The sequence below is a fragment of the Streptomyces sp. NPDC001508 genome (assembly GCF_040298665.1).
Taxonomy (GTDB): Bacteria; Actinomycetota; Actinomycetes; order Streptomycetales; family Streptomycetaceae; genus Streptomyces.
In genome coordinates, this window is sequence record NZ_JBEPAP010000002.1 from 23,261 (window position 1) to 39,578 (window position 16,318).

Genomic DNA, 16,318 nt, shown 5'->3' on the forward strand with positions numbered 1-16,318 from the left:
AAGGGTGGGCTACGTGAGACGGGTACTCGTGGTGGAGCCGGACGACGCCGCCGCCGCGGCCATGGTGCGCGATCTGCGGCGGCAGGGATTCGCCGCGCGCGGCACCGGCACCGGGGAAGAGGCACTGCGCGGCTGCGGCGACGCCGATCTGGTGCTGTTCTCCCTGGAGTTACCCGATATCGACGGACTGGAACTGTGCCGGTCCCTGCGGAAGAACGGCGACACCGCGCTGATGGCCGTCACCGACGCCGACGACGAACTGGAGCGCGTTCTCGTCCTGAACGCGGGCGCGGACGACTGCGTGGTGAAAACCTGGGGATTCCGCGAAATGGTCGCCCGGATCGAGGCGGTACTGCGCCGTTCCCAACCCCGGCAGGCCCTTTTGGAGACCATTTCCCTGCACGATCTGCAGATCGATCCGCGGCGCCGGGAAGTACGCCTGCGCAATCGGCTCGTCGGCGTCACGTCGAAGGAATTCGAGCTGCTGTACACCTTGGCCGCCACCCCCGAAGAGGTCGTCACGCGCAAGGAATTGATGGCGCGGGTCTGGGGGAGCAACTGGGGCCACACCAGCCGTACCATCGACACCCATGTCAGCAGCCTCCGGGCGAAACTCGGCTCCAGCGGCTGGATCATCACCGTCCGGGGCGTCGGCTACCGCATGGGGTACGCCTGGCGCATGCCCGAGACGTCCGCGGGCTGAACGGGCGGGCGGCCCCCCGTCGGGCCGCCCGCGCCGCCCCGCGTCACACCGGCGCGTGCTCCAGCCGCCGCAGCAGCGGGTGGCGCACCGCGCCGGTTGCCCCCGCCACCCGCCGCGCCCACCAGGCCGACGCCAGGTTCGACGACAGCAGCGTGCGGCGCGGCTCCCGCCGGGCCAGCTCGGTGAGCGCGGCAAGCGTGCCCATGCCCGTACCGGTGAACAGCAGTGCTGTGCCGGCGGGCAGCTCCCGCTCCCGTATCCGCCGCAGGATCGCCCCGGTCGTCACCGCGTACGGGTCGTAGCGCGCCCCGCCGTCCGCGTCCGCGTCGGCCGCCGGCACCGCCACCACCCCGTCGACCCTGAGGCCCGCCTCCTCCCAGAAGGCGCGGGAGGCGTCGGTGAGCCACGGCTCGTACGGGGAGACCAGCGTCAGGCGGGTCACCCCGAGCGCCGCGCAGGCCGCGAGGATCGCCTGCGTGGAGGACCCGACCGGCGATCCGGCCCGCCGGGACAGCTCGTCGCAGAACTCCCGGTCGCCGTCGGGCCCCAGCAGATAGTGCGAGGCGCTGCACGCCACCACGGTCGCGTCCAGCCGCAGCGCCCCGAAACTGCCGAGCAGCCCCGGCAACACCTCGTTGTACGTCTCCAGCATCTCCCTGAGATCCAGACCCGGCGTCACCGGGAAACGGGTGGTGTACACATTCGTGCCGGCGCCGAGCAGATGGTTGAACTCGGGTTCCGCCGTCGGGTTCTCCGGCGGCACGACAACCCCCAGCCGGGGCAGCGAGAAGAGATCCATGACCGCACCGTAGGACGCGCGTCACATCAACGGGACGCGGTCGCCCGTTAATTGGCGCTCCCGCCACCCACGCCTTGCACTCCATTTCCTTCCTGACATTCCTTGACACTCCACCACACAGTCCTGACACGACCGCTGTTGTGATTTCCGTGCGGGCCGCCAAGGATATGGATCAGCGATCGGCGCCCGACGCCACGCGGGGCGCAGCACAGACCCCTTTCGAGAATGCCGAACCTTTCGGATTCCCTCGGGAACTTCGGGCACGGGAAAGTTCCCGAACTTCGGGAACTCGGGGAAGTTCGGGAATTTCGGGAACAAGGAGTGAAGGACAAGGACATGGCATTGGCAGAAAATCCCGAGGCGTTGCAGACGCCGCCCCGCATATCCGACGCGACCCTGCGGGACTCAGCGCACATGGCCGGCGTCGAGTTCGGCCCCGAGGACGCCGCCGCCATCGCCGGCCTGCTGGTGCGCACCGGAGTCGAGCTGGTCGAGGTCGGCATGGTCTCCGGACCGGACTCCAAGGACGCCGACCTCGTCCTCGCCACCCACGAGGCCGTCGGACCCGAGCGCAGTATGACGCTCCTCGTCGTCCGCGACCGCCGCCAGGTCGCGCGCGCCCTCGACGAGGCCGAACGCCTGGGCGTACGGCACATCATGTACTCCATCCCCACCTCCGAGCAGCACGCGCGGCTCAAGCTCGACTCGCCCAGCCCCAAGTTCCTCCAGTCGCTGGCGCGTTCGGCGATCAGCCAGGCCAAGGAGCGTGGCTTCCACGTCACCTTCAGCGGAGAGGACGGCGCCCGCACCCCCAAGGAGCGGCTCGTCCCCTATGTCGAGGCCGGGTTCGCGGAGGGAGCCGACCGGTTCCGGCTCGCGGAGACCGTCGCCTTTCTCTCCCCCTGGCAGATGGAGAGCGTGATCGGGGACATCGCCGCCATCGACGGCTCCGAGATCGAGATCCACTCGCACAACATGCTCGGCATGGCCGTCGCCAACTCCCTGGCCGCCGTCCGCGCCGGCGCCCGCTGGATCTCCGCGACCGTCGGCGGCATCGGCGAGCGCGGCGGCAACGCCCCGCTCGCCGAACTGCTCACCTCGCTGCGCGTCATCCACGGCGACACCCGCTTCGACCTGACCCACCTCACCGAGCTGTCCCGGCTCGCCCTCAGGGGCGCCGGCCTCGGCGACGCCTTCCAGTCCGGGCCGACCACCCCGCACGCCTTCGCCTACGAGCTGCCCGGCCAGCTCAGCCACCCCGAGGCATACGAGACGCTGCCAGCCGAACTCGTGGGCAACCGGCGCGAGTTGCGGGTGCGCAGCCGCCTCACCGCCGCCCTGGTCGGCTGGGCCCTGGCCGACTCGGGCCTCGACGTCGACATCGACGCCTTCACCCCCTGGCTGGCCAAGCGGCAGGAACGCGAGGGCCGCCCGCTGCTCGACCGCGACGCGATCCGCAAGGCCGCCGTCGACTTCCGCCCCGTACCCGCCTGACCCCCGTCCCTCCCACCACCACGGAGCTGAACCCATGTCCACCGCCACCCTGACCGGCGTCTGCCCCGAGTGCGAGACCGACCTGACCGTGCCCCCGGTCACCGCGGGCGAGACCCTCTCCTGCCCCGAATGCGTCCTGACCCTGCGCGTCGAGGCCGTCGAGGACGGCCGGCTGTCGCTGGAGACGGTCGAGGTCCAACTCCGCGACTGGGGCCAGTGACATGGGCGCCACCCGCACCGCGGCCATCGTCGCGGACCGTGTCGCCTGGGAGGAACGCCTGCTCATCGAGGCCGCCCCGGCCTTCGGCCTCCGCCTCGACTGGGTCAACGACGAGTCCCTCGCCCTCGGCCACCCCGACGCCCCCGCCCTGCGGGGCTACGACACCGTCCTGATCCGCAGCCGCAGCTACACCCGCGGCGGACTGATCGCCACCCTCGCCGAGGCGGCCGGCGTCCCCACCCTCAACACCGCCCGCGCCATCCACGCCTGCGAGAACAAGGCCGCCCTGCGGGCCCTGCTGCACACCGCCGGCGTGCCCGTGCCCGACCACCGGCTGGTGCTCTCCCGCAAGGACTTCGACAAGGCGCTCGCCGAACTGCCGCCGCCCGTCGTCCTCAAGCCCGTCTTCGGCGGCATGGGCAAACGGGTCACCCTCATCCGGCACGCCGACACCGCCCACTCGGTCTACGACTACGTCGAGGACCTGGCCCACGCCTTCGAACAGGCCAGCCTCGTGGAGCCGTACCTCGGCGGCGGCTCGGTGCGCTGCCTCGTCGTGGGCCGCGAACTGGTCGGCGCCGCCGAGTTCGAGAGCGTCGGCACCGACTGGCGCAACAACGCGGCCCTCGGCAACAGGAACCGCGCCGCCGGCCACGACCCCGACATCCTCAAGACCGTCGACGCCGTGCTGGACGCCCTCGGGCCGGGGATCTACGGCATCGACCTCTTCCGCACCCCTGACGGCCTCGTCGTCAACGAGGTCAACCACGCGCCCGGCTTCCGGGCGGTGGCCGCCGCCACCGGAGCGGACATCCCCTCGGCCGTCGGCCGCTACGTGCAGGAGCTGCTCGCATGATCCGCGCAGGAGTCGTCGGCGCCTCCGGGCTCGCCGGCGGCGAACTCATCCGACTCGTCACCCAGCACCCCGACCTGGAGCTGACCTTCCTCGGCGGCTCCTCCAGCATCGACAGGCGCCCCGCCGAACTCCACCCCGGACTGCGCCTCGGTCAGCACCTGACGGTGCGGCCCGTCACCGAGGAGACCGCCGACGAGGTCGACGTCCTCTTCCTGGCCACCCCGGCACCCGTCTCGGCCGAACTGGCCGCCCTGCTCGCCGACCGCGTCCCCGCCGTCATCGACCTCAGCGGCGCCTTCCGTATCCGCACCCCGGAACTGCACGACCGCTGGTACCCGAAGGTGCGCCGCCGCCCCGACCTCGCCGACCGGTTCGTCTACGGCGTACCGGAGCTGATCGGAGACCGGCTGCGGGACGCCCCGCTGATCTCGCTGCCCGGCTGCTACGCCACCGCGATCACCCTCGGCCTTGCCCCGCTCACCCTCGGCCTCGGCCTCGACCTGAAGACGGTGGTCGTCGACGGCAAGAGCGGCTCCAGCGGCGGCGGGCTGCAACTGCGCACCTCCGACCTGCACCCCTTCCGCGCCGGGGCCATCGCCCCGTACTCCCCGACCGGGCACCGGCACGCCGCGGAGGTCGCCGACTTCCTGGAGCGCGGCCGCCCCGGCGCCGTCGGCAACCTGTCCATGTCGGCGTACGGCGTCTCCCACGTACGCGGACTGCTCACCTCCTCCTACGTCTTCACCGACGCGGCGATCGACCAGCGGGAGCTGGCGCGGGCCTATCTGCGCTTCTACCGCGGCAAGCCCTTCGTGCGGGTGCGGCGGCACGAGGAGACACTGATCCCGGTGCCCGACCCGCAGGCCGTTCTCGGCTCCAACTACGCCGATGTGACCGCCCTGTACGACGAGGACGGCGGCCGGATCGTGGTGCTCGCCGCCCTCGACAACCTCGTCAAGGGCGCCGCCGGACAGGCCGTGCAGGCCGCCAACCTGCGGTTCGGCCTGCCGGAGGAGACGGGGCTGACACAGCAGCCGGTGGTGCCGGCATGAGCGCCCGTGACACCGTCCCCACGGTGGTGAAACTCGGCGGAAGCTGCCTGGACGACCTCGACGGCCGCTGGTGGGACGACCTGGCCCGGCACGGGCGCAGCCACCCGCTGATCCTCGTGCACGGCTGGTCCAAGCCGCTCAAGCGGCTCCGCCCCCACTACGGCGAACCCTCCGCGATCCTGCGCGACCGCTACGGCAACCAGAGCCGCTGGACCACACCCGAGGTCATCGAGGACATCAAGACCGTCAGCGCCGGGCTCGCCGAGGACGTCCTCGGGCGGCTCGCGGACCGCGGCATCACCGGCGAACGGCTCGTCGGCAGCGATGGCCTGGTCAACGCGGGCGAGGGCGAGCGCTGGTGGTGGCGGGAGAAGGAACTGGTCGAACTCGAGAACCTCGTCGGACCCATCACCGGCGTCGACCCGGCGCCCCTGAAGGACCTGCGGCCCGGCCACGCCCATGTGGTCACCCCGCTCGCCCGCAACGCGGTCGGCCGGGAGGTCAACACCGACGCCGACCGGGCCGCCGCCGCGATCGCCGCCGCCGTCGGCGCCACCGACCTCGTCCTGGTCACCGATGTCGGCCACCTGCTGATCGACGACCGGCCGGTGCGCCGGATCAGCGCCCGCGAGGCGGCCGCCTTCCGTGACGGCGGCGCCAAGGGCGGCATGCGCAAGAAGCTGCGGGCCGCCGGCGAGGCCCTGGACGGGGGTGTGGCGCGGGTCGTCATCGGCAGCGCCGCCGTCACCCCGCTGCTGGCCGGCCGCACCGGCACGCTCATCACCGCCGCGCCCGCCCCGACCCACCCCGCAGGAGCGAGCGCATGACGCAGCCCCGTGTCCTGGTCGTCAACAACGGCACCCTCTCCCTACCGCAACTGCGCGGCAGATTCGAGCAGTTGGGCTCGCTCACCGAGACCGTCGACGCCGCGTCCGTACCCGCCCGGCTGAACGGGCGCTACCAGGCGATCGTGCTCAGCGGCACGAAGGTGCGCGCCTACGACCGGGCCTACTACCGGCCGCTGATCGACCTCGTCAGCCACGCCGACGTACCCGTCTTCGGCATCTGCGGCGGCATGCAGATCCTCGCCGTCGCCGCCGGCGGCCGGCTCGCCGAGGGGCCGCAGCGGGTCGGCGGCCACGAGGCGCAGGTCGACACCGCGGAACCGCTGTTCAGCCACGTCAAACCGACGGTCACCGTGTTCCACCGGCACACCCTCTACCTCCAGGAGGCCCCGCCGGGCTACCGCGCCATCGGCCGCTCCGCGCAGGCACCCGTGGAGTTCCTGCGCTCCGACGACGGCCGCATCCTCGGCTCCCAGGCCCATCTGGAGTTCCGCAGGGACGGCCTGGAGATCCTGCGGGGCTTCACCGAGCTGTACCGGTGACCCCGCGCCGCGACCGCCCCCGCCGGGCGCATGCGACACACCCCTTCCCCCCTTCCGCACCGGACCCGAGGAGTACGCCATGAGCGCATCGGAAGACCCGCAGGACCCCGCCCTCACCGTCCACCTCCATGGCAGCGGCGGCACCCTCACGGGCTGGGTGGTCGTCGACACGCTCGTCGACGGCCTGGCGATGGGCGGCACCCGGATGACCCCCGGCGTCACCGAGGGGGAAGTCGCCGGACTGGCCCGCGACATGACCGAGAAGTTCACTCTGGCCGGGCTGCGCATCGGCGGCGCCAAGGCCGGGATCGTCTCCGACGGCACCGACCGGGAGACCACCTTCCGCACCTTCGGCCGCACCGTGAAGCCGCTCCTGCACGGCGGCATCCACCTCGGCATCGACATGGGCGTCACCCCCGCCGACCGGGCCGTCTTCTTCGACGAGGCCGGCTACGACCCCCGCTACCGCCTCGGCGCCCCCGACATGCCGATCGACTGGCGTACGTACTACGAGCCGCTGATCGACGCCACCGGACACGGCGTCGGCGTGGCCGCCCTCACCGCGCTGGAGGCGAGCGGCCGCACCGGAGCCGCGCGGGTCGTGGTGCAGGGCTTCGGCGCGGTGGGCCGGGCGGTGGCGCGGTTCCTCGAGGACCGCGGGCACACCGTCGTCGCCGTCGCCGACGTCGAGGGCACCATCGGCGCGGACCGGCTTCCGGTGGCCGAACTGACCGCCATCACCGACCGGTTCGGACGCATCGACCGCACCCGGCTGCCGGACGGTGTGACCCTCTCCGGGGAGCCCGACGCCTGGCTGGACGTGGACGCGGACATCCTCGTGCTGGCCGCGCAGAAGCACGCGCTGACCGCCGAGAACACCCACCGCCTGCGGGCCGGGCTGGTCGTCGAGGGCGCCAACCTCGCCTCCAGCGCCGCCGCCAAGGAGAAGGTGGCCGCCTCCGGCGCCGCGCTGGTGCCCGGTGTCATCGCCAACATCGGCGGCGCCGCGTCCGCCGCGCTGGCCGTCACCCGCGTCGTCCCCTTCGACCTGCCGGCCGAGGCCCGCAAGGCATGGGTGTTCGACTGGGTCAGCGACCGGGTCCGGCACAACACCCGCGACCTGCTGGAGATCGCCTCCGCCCGCGCGGGCAACCCGCTGCCCGAACTGCTCGCCGCCCGCCGCAAGGACCTGCGATGAGCGCCGCCGCCGCCGAACGGCCGGCGCCCGCATCGAAGGAGGCCGCGTACCGGGTGCCCGCGGAGCGCGCCGCAAAGTACCGGCTGCGCGGCTGGTGGCGGGACGAGACCTTCCTGGACGACCTGCACCGCCAGGCCCGGCTCAACCCGCACCGGACGGCCGTCGCGGGCCGGCGCGTCGCCGAGTCCCGCACCGACACACTCGACTACGCCGAACTGGACCGCCTCACCGACCGGTTCGCCCTGGCCCTGCTCGAACTGGGAGTCGAACGCGGTGACTTCGTCGCCGTGCAGCTCCCCAACCGCTGGGAGATGGTGCCGCTGATCTTCGGCTGCCTCCGGGTCGGCGCGGTCATCGTCCCCATCTCGCCGCTGTGCGCCGGGGAGGAGCTGCGCCACCGCCTCGCGCTCACCGGCGCGCGGGTGTACGTCACCCTGCCCGGCGCGGCGGGCGAGCCGTCGGCAAAGGCCGCCGTCCGGCTCCGGGACGAACTGCCCGCGCTCGCCCATGTCCTGGTGGCCGACGGTCCCGTGCCCGAGGGTGCGCTCGGCTTCCACGAGCACTTCGTGGCGGTGGAGCGGGAGACGAGCAAGGGCGCCGCCGCCCGGCTGGACGGCCTGGCGGCCGGGGCCGACGACCCCTTCGTGGTGCTGTTCACCTCCGGCACCACCGGCCTGTCCAAGGGCGTCGTGCACAGCCCGAACACCGTCCACTCGGCCGTCCGCGGCTACGTCGACGCGTTCGGCGCCGGCGACGACTGGGTGGCAGCCGTCTCGACGCCGCTGGTGCACTACTCCGGGTTCGCGCAGGGCGTCCTCGGCTCGGTCCTGCTGGGCGGCACCGTCGCCTTCCAGGACGTACGCCGCAACGAGGCCCTGCTCGACCTGGTGGAACGCTACGGCGCCACCCTGCTGTACGGGCCGCCCGCCACCCTCGCGGACGTCGCCGCGTCGCAGCGGGCCCGGCCGCGCGACACCCGCACTCTGCGGCACGTGGTGATCGGCTCGGCACCGGTCCTGCCGGAGCTGGCCGACGAGGTGTCCACGACGCTGGGCGCCCGCGCCCACTCGCTGTGGGGCATGTCCGAGAACGGCCCCGTGACCACCACCCGGCCCGAGGACCCCGAGGGCTGGGCGGCGCGCAGCAACGGCCGCGCGATCGACGCCATGGAGGTCCGGATCGAGACGTCCGGCGCCGCCGGGGGCGAGGGCGTGGGCCGGCTGAAGGTGCGCGGGGCGTCGCTGGCGCTCGGGTACCTTCGGCGCCCGGAGGCGTTCGCGGCCGAACTCGACGCCGACGGTTGGTTCGACACCGGCGACCTCGCCCGGGACGACGGGCGCGGCGGTATCCGCATCCTCGGGCGGGCCCGCGACGCGATCGTGCGCGACGGGCGGGTGGCCCCGGTGGCGGAGCTGGAGGCGCTGATCGGCAGCCACCCCGAGGCCGTCGAAGCGGCCCTGGTCGGCCTCGAACCGACGGGCGGCGGGGGAGCGGGGAACGCCGAAAGCACGGAAGGCTCCGGGGGTTCCGGGGGCTCCGGCGGCGGGATCGTCGCCATCGTGGTCGGCCGCGACGGCGCAGGCCCCACCCTCGAAGACGTCCGCGCCCGGATCACCGGGGCAGGCCACGACCCCCGCTTCCTCCCGGACCGCCTGGAACGGGTCCCCGTCCTTCCCAAGACCCTCACCGGCAAGATCCGCAAGGCCGAACTCCGGGCCCGGTTCGCCGACGTGCCGGCGACCACCACCTGATCGCGGCCCGGCCGCCCTCCCCGACGGCCGTGCCACACCTGCCGACCGACCGCACCTCACCCTCTGGAGCCGTCATGCCCCACCTCGCACCGGTCCCCATGTCGGCGACGCTGGCCGCCGACGCCGTACTGGCCCGGCGGCGGGAGGCCGGGGAACGGGTGCTGTCGCTGGCGAGCGGAGAGATCGGGCTGCCGGTGCTGCCCGAGCTGGTGGCGCGACTCGGTGCCGCGGCCGGGGAGAACGCGTACGGCCCCGTGGCCGGGAGCCCCGCCCTGCGCAGCGCGGCCGCCGGGTACTGGGGGCGGCGCGGGCTGGACACCGAGCCCGGGCGGGTGGTGGCGGGGCCGGGCAGCAAGTCGCTGCTGTTCGCCCTGCTCCTCGCCCTCGGCGGCGATGTGGTCGTGCCGGTCCCGAGCTGGGTCAGCTACGCCGCCCAGGCCCGTCTCGCCGGGGCGCACCCCCTGCCCGTACCGATCCTGCCCGGTGAGGGCGGCGTGCCCGACCCGGACCGGCTGCGCGAGGCGGTCGCCGACGCCCGCGCCGCCGGGCGCACCCCCCGCGCCGTGGTCGTCACCGTGCCCGACAACCCGACCGGCACCATCGCGTCGGACGGCACCCTGCGGCGACTGGCCCACGCCGCCCGCGACCTGGACCTCGTCATCGTCTCCGACGAGATCTACGGCGACCTGGTGTACGACACCGCCGCGCCGGCCGTCTCCCCGGCCGTGCACGCACCCGAGCGGACCGTCGTCACCACCGGGCTGACCAAGAACCTGGCGCTCGGCGGCTGGCGCACCGGCGTGGCCCGGCTGCCGGACGGCGAGCTGGGGCGCGACCTGCACACCCGGCTCGTCGCCGTCGCCAGCCAGATCTGGTCCAGCCCGCCGGCGCCGGTGCAGACGGCGGCCGCGTACGCCTTCGCAGAGCCGCCCGAGGTCCTGGAGCGGGTCGCGGCGAGCCGGCGGCTGCACGAGCGGGTGGTGCGCGCGGTCGCCGACCGTTTCGCCGCCGCCTGCGCGCGGACGGCGCCGGTCGCCGCGACCTGCTACCTCTACCCGGACTTCGAGCCCGTGCGCGACCGCCTGGCCCGCGCGCACGGCGTGCGCGACGGTGACGCCCTGGCCGGGCTGCTGCTCGACCGCCACGGGGTCGGCGTCCTGCCCGCGAGCGCCTTCGGGGAGCCGGGGCGCCCGCTGCGGATCCGGGTGGCGACCAGCCGCCTCTACGGCGACACCAACGAGCGGCGCACCGCCGCCCTGACGGCCGCGGACCCCCTCGCCCTGCCGTGGATCCGCGCGTCCGTGGACCGCCTCGGCGAGGTCCTGGCCGACCTCACGGGAGCCGACGCGCCCGCGGACCCCGCCCCGCACCCCTGAACGCCCGAACACACCGACGCGACGAAGGAGTCATCCATGTCCAGCCCTCATCTCCCCGTCCTCTTCGAGGCCGAGTACGGCGGCGCCCGCCATGTCGGCTTCGGCCGCCCCGAGGCCGGCGCGCGGCAGACCCTCCACCGGGTCGGGGACGGCGCGGTGGCCGCCGCCTTCATCGCCACCGACGGCTCGGAGCCGGCCCTGCGCGCGGCCCTCACCGAGGGCGCGGAGAGCGTCGTCGTCACCGCCGGCGACCCCGGACTGCGGCTGCTGCCCCCGCTGCTGCCGGCCGCGTCCGGCAAGGCGCTGCTGAGCGGCTTCATGGGCACGCACAAGAAGAAGTGGGGCGGCCAGACCGCCCCGGCGGACGGCGAGTTCACCCCGCCCAAGTGGTTCTTCAAGGGCTTCGGCGACTGGGTGCGGCTGCCGGGCGAGGACCTGACCGTGCCCGCGCGGCCGGTCGCCCTCATCGAGGAGCCGGAGGTCGCCCTCGTCTACGTCAACGACGCCGACGGCACCCCGCACTACGCGGGCTACACCTTCGGCAACGACCTGTGCGACATCGGCCTGCACCGCCAGGACCCCGGCTACAACCCGTACTGCAAGCTGTGCGACACCGCGCTCACCCCGTGGCTGTTCCTCGGCCCGCCGCCGCGCACGGTGACCGGGCGGGTCACCATCGTCCGGGACGGCGCGACCGCCTGGGAGGGCGGCTTCGACTGCGGCGCCGACGCGCTCTACCACCGGGTGCAGGACATGGCCGACCATCTGTTCACGTACCCCGCGGTGCGGCGGCCGGGACTGGTCAACTACGTGCTGCTGGGCGCCGACGAGGCGAGTTTCCACGACGGCTTCCGGATCGCCGACGGCGACCGCATCGCCATCGACGTGAAGAGCCACGGCGTCGCCTTCGACAACACCGTGCGGTTCGTCTCCCCGGCCCCCCACGTCACCCCCGCGGCGGCCCCCGCCCCCGGCGCGCAGGCTTCTGTCGCGGGCGCATGAACACCTCGTGAAGCGCGGCCGGCCGGACTGTGCAGCGGACGGCCGGCCCGTGCAGGCTCGGACCACCACCCCCGGTCCATCCCAACGCCCGTGACCTCGACCGGACTTCGCAGGAGGAGACGCACCGTGCCCGCAACCCGTCAGAAACAGGTGCACCTCGCGGCCCAGTTGCCCGGCATCCACAATGTGACCGTCTGGTCGGACCCGCGCTCCGAGAGCCAGATCGCCATCGACTCGTTCGTCCGGCTCGCGCAGACCGTCGAACGCGGCCGGTTCGACTTCTTCTTCCTCGCCGAGGGACTGCGGCTGCGCGAGCACAAGGGGAAGGTCTACGACCTGGACATCGCGGGCCGCCCCGAGAACCTGACCGTGCTCAGCGCCCTGGCCGCCGTCACCACGCACCTGGGCCTGGCCGCCACGGTCAACGCCACCTTCAACGAGCCGTACGAGGTGGCGCGCCGCTTCGCCACCCTGGACCGGCTCAGCGGCGGGCGGGCCGCCTGGAACGTGGTCACCAGCTACGACGCCTTCACCGGCGAGAACTTCCGTCGGGGCGGCTTCCTCCCCGAGGCCGACCGCTACACGCGCGCCGCCGAATTTTTCGCCACGGCACGGGAGTTGTGGGACAGCTGGGCCGACGGCGACCTGCGGGCCGACGCGGCGTCGGGGGAGTACGTACGGGCCGGGGCCGGCCGATTCGCCCATCGGGGCCGGCACTTCGACATATCAGGCCGGTTCAGCACCCCGGGCGGGCCCCAGGGCCACCCGGTGGTCATCCAGTCCGGCGAGTCCGACGCGGGCCGCGAGTTCGCCGCCTCCGACGCCGAGGTCATCTTCAGCAAGCACAACCGGCTCGACGCCGCCCGCGCCTTCTACCGGGACGTGAAACGCCGCCTGCCCCGCTACGGCCGCCGCCCCGAGGACCTGCTGATCCTCCCCACCGCCAACGCGGTCGTGGCCGATACCGACGAAGAGGCCGCCGCCTATGCCGACGAGATCAGCCGGGAGCTGGTGAGCCCGCAGACCGCGATCGCCCATCTGGAGGCCGTCTGGGGCCGCGACCTGTCCGGATACGACCCCGACGGTCCGCTGCCCGACATCGAGCCCGAGGACGACGCGCACTTCCTCAAGGGGCACTCCGTGTTCCGCAAGGGCCGCGCCGAGACCGCCCGCAAGTGGCGCGAACTCGCCGAGGAACGCGGCCTGTCCATCCGGGAACTGGTCATCGAGGTCGGCGGCCGCCCCACCTTCACCGGCAGCCCCTGCACGGTCGCCGACGCCATCGACCACTACGTCCAGACCGACGGCGCCGACGGCTTCGTCCTCGTCCCGCACCTCACGCCGGGCGGCCTGGACGACTTCGTGGACCGGGTGGTGCCGCTGCTCCAGGAGAAGGGCGTCCACCGCGCCGACTACACCGGCACCACCCTCCGCGACCACCTCGGCCTCTCCGACGCCCCCCGCCCGGCCTCCTGGGGCGGCGGCCGGCGCGGCCGCCCTGACGAACACGGCGAACACGGCACACACGGCGAACACGACGCGCACGACCTGAAGGAGACCTCCGTATGACCGGCATGACCGGCGCCCCCGGCGGCCGGCGTGGCCGCCCTGACGAACACGGCGAACACGGCGAACACGACGCGCACGACCTGAAGGAGACCTCCGTATGACCGGCACGACCGGCGCCCCCGGCGGCCCGCTGCACCTCGCCGTCGCCCTCGACGGCGCCGGCTGGCACCCCGCGGCCTGGCGCGAGGACGGCGCCCGCCCCGCCGAACTGCTCACCGCCGGCCACTGGGCCGGCCTGGTCGCGGAGGCCGAACGGGGACTGCTCGACTTCGTCACCCTGGAGGACGGCCTCGGCCTCCAGTCCGCCGCCTTCCACCGCCCCGACGACCGCACCGACCAGGTCAGGGGCGCGGTCGACGCGGTGCTGCTCGCCTCTTACCTGGCCCCGCTCACCACCCGCATCGGCCTGGTCCCGACCGCGAACGTCACCCACACCGAGCCGTTCCACCTGGCCATCGGCATCGCCACCCTCGACCACGCCGGCCGGGGCCGGGCCGGCTGGCGCCCGCAGATAGCGTCCCGCGCGGCCGACGCCGGCCTCTTCGGCCGCCGCACCACGCCTCAGCTCACCGACGAGGACATCACCGACCCGGAGCGGATCGCCGCCCGGCTGCGCGACCTGTTCGCCGAGGCCACCGATGTGGTGGAGGCGGTGCGGCGGCTGTGGGACAGCTGGGAGGACGACGCCGAGATACGGGACGCGGCGACCGGCCGCTTCCTCGACCGCGACAAGGTCCACCACATCGACTTCCAGGGCCGGTACTTCAGCGTCAGGGGCCCCTCGATCACCCCGCGCAGCCCCCAGGGCCAGCCGCCCGTGGTCAGCCTCGCCCACGCCTCCACACCGTACGAGTTCGCGGCCGCCGCCTCCGACGCCGTCGCCGTCACCCCGCACGACCGGGCGGGCGCGGCGGCGATCCTCGCCCAGGTGGACGCGGCGGTCCGGCAGTCCGGCCGCGACCTGGCCGAGCGCCCGCTGCGGACCTTCGCCGACCTCCTCGTCCTGCTCGACGAACGGCCGGGCGTCGCCGCCCGCCGACTGGCCCGCCTGGACGAGCGGGCCGGCGCGGAACTCCGCTCCGACGCCGAGATCTTCACCGGCACGCCCGGCGAACTGGCCGACCTGCTGCTCGACTGGCGCGCCGCCGGACTGGACGGCTTCCGGCTGCGCCCGGCCGTCCTCCCGCACGATCTGACGGCGATCACCCGTGACTTGGTCCCCGAACTGCAGCGCCGCGGCGCCTTCCGCACCGCGTACGACAGCACCACCCTCCGCGGCCATCTGCGCCTTCCGCGCCCCGCCAGCCGCTACGCGAACGCGGGGTGAGGGCCCCGCGGCCACCGCAGCTGTCGACGCGCTGTTCCAGACCTTCTGCGTGGTGGGCGCCCGACCGAAGGCGGCACCGGCCCCGCCCCGCCCCGCTGCGTTCCGGGGCGGGGACGGGCGGGCCGGATGCGGAGGAGAGCCCTCAGGAGATCTCGGCGATCAGGGCGCCCTCGTCGAGGACATCGCCCTCGCTCCTCGACGGCGGGCAGGACCACCACCACGCGTCCGCGGGCGTCGCCGGCCACCAGCGCCGAGACGATTCCCTGACCGTCCGTGGTCCGGAGGGACACCTGTCCTCGGCACGGCAGGACCTGGGAGTCCCCTCCTCAAGGCAGCCTGACGGGAAGGCGGCGAGGACCGCGGACCAGCAGGCCGGGACGATAGGGGAAGTCCGTCGGGTCCCCGGCGAGCCGGAGGCCGGGAAGGGCGTCGAAGAGGAGCGGCAGCGCCACGACGGCCTCCAGACGCGCGAGCCGCGAGCCGACGCAGAAGTGCGGGCCGTGCCCGAAGGCCGTGTGCGGCGCGGCGCGGGTCCCGTCCGCCGAGGGCAGATAGCGGTCGGGCCGGAAGGCGTCCGGCTTGGGAAAGTGCGCCGGGTCGCGGTTCGCCGCAGCGAGTACGCCGAGGACCGAGGCGCCGGCCGGGATGACCGTGCCCCCGCCGAGGTCCACCTCCTGCGTCGTACGCCGCCATGTCGTGGCTTCCAGGGGGCTGGCATGCCGCAGCGCCTCCTCCACCACGGCCTGCCAACGCCCCGGATCCCGGCGTGCGGCGGCAAGTTCGCCCGGGTGCGTGAGCAGCAGCAGCGTCGCCGACGCCAGCAGGTTCATCGTGGTCTCGTAGCCCGCGAACAGCAGCAGGAACGCCATGGCAAGCAGCTCGCCGTCGTCGAGCCCGCCCTCGGCCGTGTCGTGCACGAGCGCGCTGAACAGATCCTTTCCCGGTTCCCGCCGCTTCTGGCCTATCAGGCCCGTGAAGTAGGCGTGGAGCCGTGTCCACGCCTCGTCGACCGCGCTGGCCGGCAAGGCGTTTGCGGGTGAGCCGACACAGTAGGTCCACTTCCTCAGATCGTCCCGGTCGTCCTCCGGCACCCCCAGCACCTCACCGATCACCAGCACCGGCAGGGGGAAGGCGAACGCGTCCACCAGGTCTACCGGGCGGCCGTCCCGCTCCAGCCGCATCGCCAGCTCCGTGACAAGCCCGTCGGCGAGCTTCTCGATCCGCGGCCCCAGGGCGTTGACGCGGCGCGGAGCGAAGGCGGCCGACGCCAACCGCCGCAGCCGGGTGTGGTCGGGGGCGTCGGAGTTGAGCATGTGCCGGGCGAGACAGGCCCGGGCACGCTGCGCCGGCGAGTCGGGCTTGGGCCGGCCGGCTGCCTGCGGCGGCACGTTCGAGAAGCGGGGGTCGGCGAGCACCGCACGAGTGTGTTCGTAGCCGGTGACGAGCCAGGCGTACGAGCCGTTGGCCAGCGCGACCCGGGTCGCAGGGCCCTGCGCCCGCAGGCGTGCGTAGTACGGATACGGGTCGCGTGCGAAGGCCGGGTCCGAGGGGTCGAGCACGTGCATGCGTCCTTTCGTGGGGCGC

General features: G+C 73.7%; 15 protein-coding genes. 13 read left to right on the forward strand and 2 right to left on the reverse strand.

Annotation, left to right across the window (positions count from 1 at the left end):
* The first annotated feature begins 4 nt into the window (after positions 1-4).
* Positions 5-703 (forward strand): response regulator transcription factor, encoded by a 699-nt coding sequence (locus tag ABT245_RS02335; protein ID WP_351727809.1) that lies wholly within the window; start codon positions 5-7, stop codon positions 701-703.
* A gap of 43 nt (positions 704-746) precedes the next feature.
* On the opposite strand, the gene ABT245_RS02340 is transcribed toward ABT245_RS02335, so the two are convergent.
* Positions 747-1,502 (reverse strand): maleate cis-trans isomerase family protein, encoded by a 756-nt coding sequence (locus ABT245_RS02340; RefSeq protein ID WP_351727810.1) that lies wholly within the window; start codon positions 1,500-1,502, stop codon positions 747-749.
* A gap of 336 nt (positions 1,503-1,838) precedes the next feature.
* Between ABT245_RS02340 and ABT245_RS02345 the strand changes: the two genes are divergently transcribed.
* The 12 genes from ABT245_RS02345 (at position 1,839) to ABT245_RS02400 (ending at position 14,734) form a co-directional block, all read left to right on the forward strand.
* The gene (locus ABT245_RS02345) at positions 1,839-2,996 is read left to right on the forward strand and encodes a hydroxymethylglutaryl-CoA lyase-like TIM-barrel protein (protein ID WP_351727811.1); all 1,158 of its coding nucleotides are present in this window, start codon (positions 1,839-1,841) and stop codon (positions 2,994-2,996) included.
* Between the two features lie 34 nt (positions 2,997-3,030).
* The gene (locus ABT245_RS02350) at positions 3,031-3,216 is read left to right on the forward strand and encodes a lysine biosynthesis protein LysW (RefSeq protein WP_351727812.1); all 186 of its coding nucleotides are present in this window, start codon (positions 3,031-3,033) and stop codon (positions 3,214-3,216) included.
* 1 nt (position 3,217) lies between these two features.
* The gene (locus ABT245_RS02355; RefSeq protein WP_351727813.1) at positions 3,218-4,072 is read left to right on the forward strand and encodes an ATP-grasp domain-containing protein; all 855 of its coding nucleotides are present in this window, start codon (positions 3,218-3,220) and stop codon (positions 4,070-4,072) included.
* Entirely contained in the window at positions 4,069-5,124 is a 1,056-nt protein-coding gene (gene argC, locus ABT245_RS02360) for an N-acetyl-gamma-glutamyl-phosphate reductase (RefSeq protein ID WP_351727815.1), read from the forward strand. Before ABT245_RS02355 ends, argC begins: the two co-directional genes overlap by 4 nt.
* The gene (locus tag ABT245_RS02365; RefSeq protein WP_351727816.1) at positions 5,121-5,951 is read left to right on the forward strand and encodes an amino acid kinase family protein; all 831 of its coding nucleotides are present in this window, start codon (positions 5,121-5,123) and stop codon (positions 5,949-5,951) included. Before argC ends, ABT245_RS02365 begins: the two co-directional genes overlap by 4 nt.
* A complete protein-coding gene (locus ABT245_RS02370; RefSeq protein ID WP_351727818.1) occupies positions 5,948-6,511 on the forward strand; it encodes a type 1 glutamine amidotransferase in 564 nt (187 codons plus the stop codon). The genes ABT245_RS02365 and ABT245_RS02370 overlap by 4 nt, the downstream gene beginning before the upstream one ends.
* Before the next feature lie 79 nt (positions 6,512-6,590).
* Positions 6,591-7,709: a Glu/Leu/Phe/Val dehydrogenase dimerization domain-containing protein gene (locus tag ABT245_RS02375; RefSeq protein WP_351727819.1), complete on the forward strand. Its 1,119-nt coding sequence runs from the start codon at positions 6,591-6,593 to the stop codon at positions 7,707-7,709.
* Positions 7,706-9,460, forward strand: coding sequence for an AMP-binding protein (locus ABT245_RS02380; RefSeq protein WP_351727821.1), 1,755 nt, complete (start codon positions 7,706-7,708; stop codon positions 9,458-9,460). The genes ABT245_RS02375 and ABT245_RS02380 overlap by 4 nt, the downstream gene beginning before the upstream one ends.
* A 74-nt stretch (positions 9,461-9,534) precedes the next feature.
* Entirely contained in the window at positions 9,535-10,836 is a 1,302-nt protein-coding gene (locus ABT245_RS02385) for a pyridoxal phosphate-dependent aminotransferase (protein ID WP_351727823.1), read from the forward strand.
* A 36-nt stretch (positions 10,837-10,872) separates the two neighbouring features.
* Positions 10,873-11,838 carry a fumarylacetoacetate (FAA) hydrolase gene (locus ABT245_RS02390; protein ID WP_351727825.1) on the forward strand — a complete coding sequence of 322 codons (966 nt, stop codon included), beginning with the start codon at positions 10,873-10,875 and terminating at the stop codon, positions 11,836-11,838.
* A 126-nt stretch (positions 11,839-11,964) separates the two neighbouring features.
* Positions 11,965-13,407, forward strand: a complete 1,443-nt coding sequence (locus tag ABT245_RS02395) for an NtaA/DmoA family FMN-dependent monooxygenase (protein ID WP_351727826.1) — start codon at positions 11,965-11,967, stop codon at positions 13,405-13,407.
* A 97-nt stretch (positions 13,408-13,504) separates the two neighbouring features.
* Complete coding sequence (locus ABT245_RS02400; protein ID WP_351727827.1) at positions 13,505-14,734, forward strand: LLM class flavin-dependent oxidoreductase; 1,230 nt, start codon at positions 13,505-13,507, stop codon at positions 14,732-14,734.
* Between the two features lie 326 nt (positions 14,735-15,060).
* Here the strand turns inward: ABT245_RS02400 and ABT245_RS02405 are convergent, their stop codons facing one another.
* Positions 15,061-16,299 (reverse strand): cytochrome P450 family protein, encoded by a 1,239-nt coding sequence (locus ABT245_RS02405; RefSeq protein WP_351727828.1) that lies wholly within the window; start codon positions 16,297-16,299, stop codon positions 15,061-15,063.
* Between the last annotated feature and the right edge of the window lie 19 nt (positions 16,300-16,318).

Coding starts and splice junctions, on each gene's coding strand:
- ABT245_RS02340 (WP_351727810.1), bottom strand. CDS start 1,502: ATGGATCTCTTCTCGCTGCCCCGGCTGGGGGTTGTCGTGCCGCCGGAG.
- ABT245_RS02345 (WP_351727811.1), top strand. CDS start 1,839: ATGGCATTGGCAGAAAATCCCGAGGCGTTGCAGACGCCGCCCCGCATA.
- ABT245_RS02350 (WP_351727812.1), top strand. CDS start 3,031: ATGTCCACCGCCACCCTGACCGGCGTCTGCCCCGAGTGCGAGACCGAC.
- ABT245_RS02355 (WP_351727813.1), top strand. CDS start 3,218: ATGGGCGCCACCCGCACCGCGGCCATCGTCGCGGACCGTGTCGCCTGG.
- argC (WP_351727815.1), top strand. CDS start 4,069: ATGATCCGCGCAGGAGTCGTCGGCGCCTCCGGGCTCGCCGGCGGCGAA.
- ABT245_RS02365 (WP_351727816.1), top strand. CDS start 5,121: ATGAGCGCCCGTGACACCGTCCCCACGGTGGTGAAACTCGGCGGAAGC.
- ABT245_RS02370 (WP_351727818.1), top strand. CDS start 5,948: ATGACGCAGCCCCGTGTCCTGGTCGTCAACAACGGCACCCTCTCCCTA.
- ABT245_RS02375 (WP_351727819.1), top strand. CDS start 6,591: ATGAGCGCATCGGAAGACCCGCAGGACCCCGCCCTCACCGTCCACCTC.
- ABT245_RS02380 (WP_351727821.1), top strand. CDS start 7,706: ATGAGCGCCGCCGCCGCCGAACGGCCGGCGCCCGCATCGAAGGAGGCC.
- ABT245_RS02385 (WP_351727823.1), top strand. CDS start 9,535: ATGCCCCACCTCGCACCGGTCCCCATGTCGGCGACGCTGGCCGCCGAC.
- ABT245_RS02390 (WP_351727825.1), top strand. CDS start 10,873: ATGTCCAGCCCTCATCTCCCCGTCCTCTTCGAGGCCGAGTACGGCGGC.
- ABT245_RS02400 (WP_351727827.1), top strand. CDS start 13,505: ATGACCGGCACGACCGGCGCCCCCGGCGGCCCGCTGCACCTCGCCGTC.
- ABT245_RS02405 (WP_351727828.1), bottom strand. CDS start 16,299: ATGCACGTGCTCGACCCCTCGGACCCGGCCTTCGCACGCGACCCGTAT.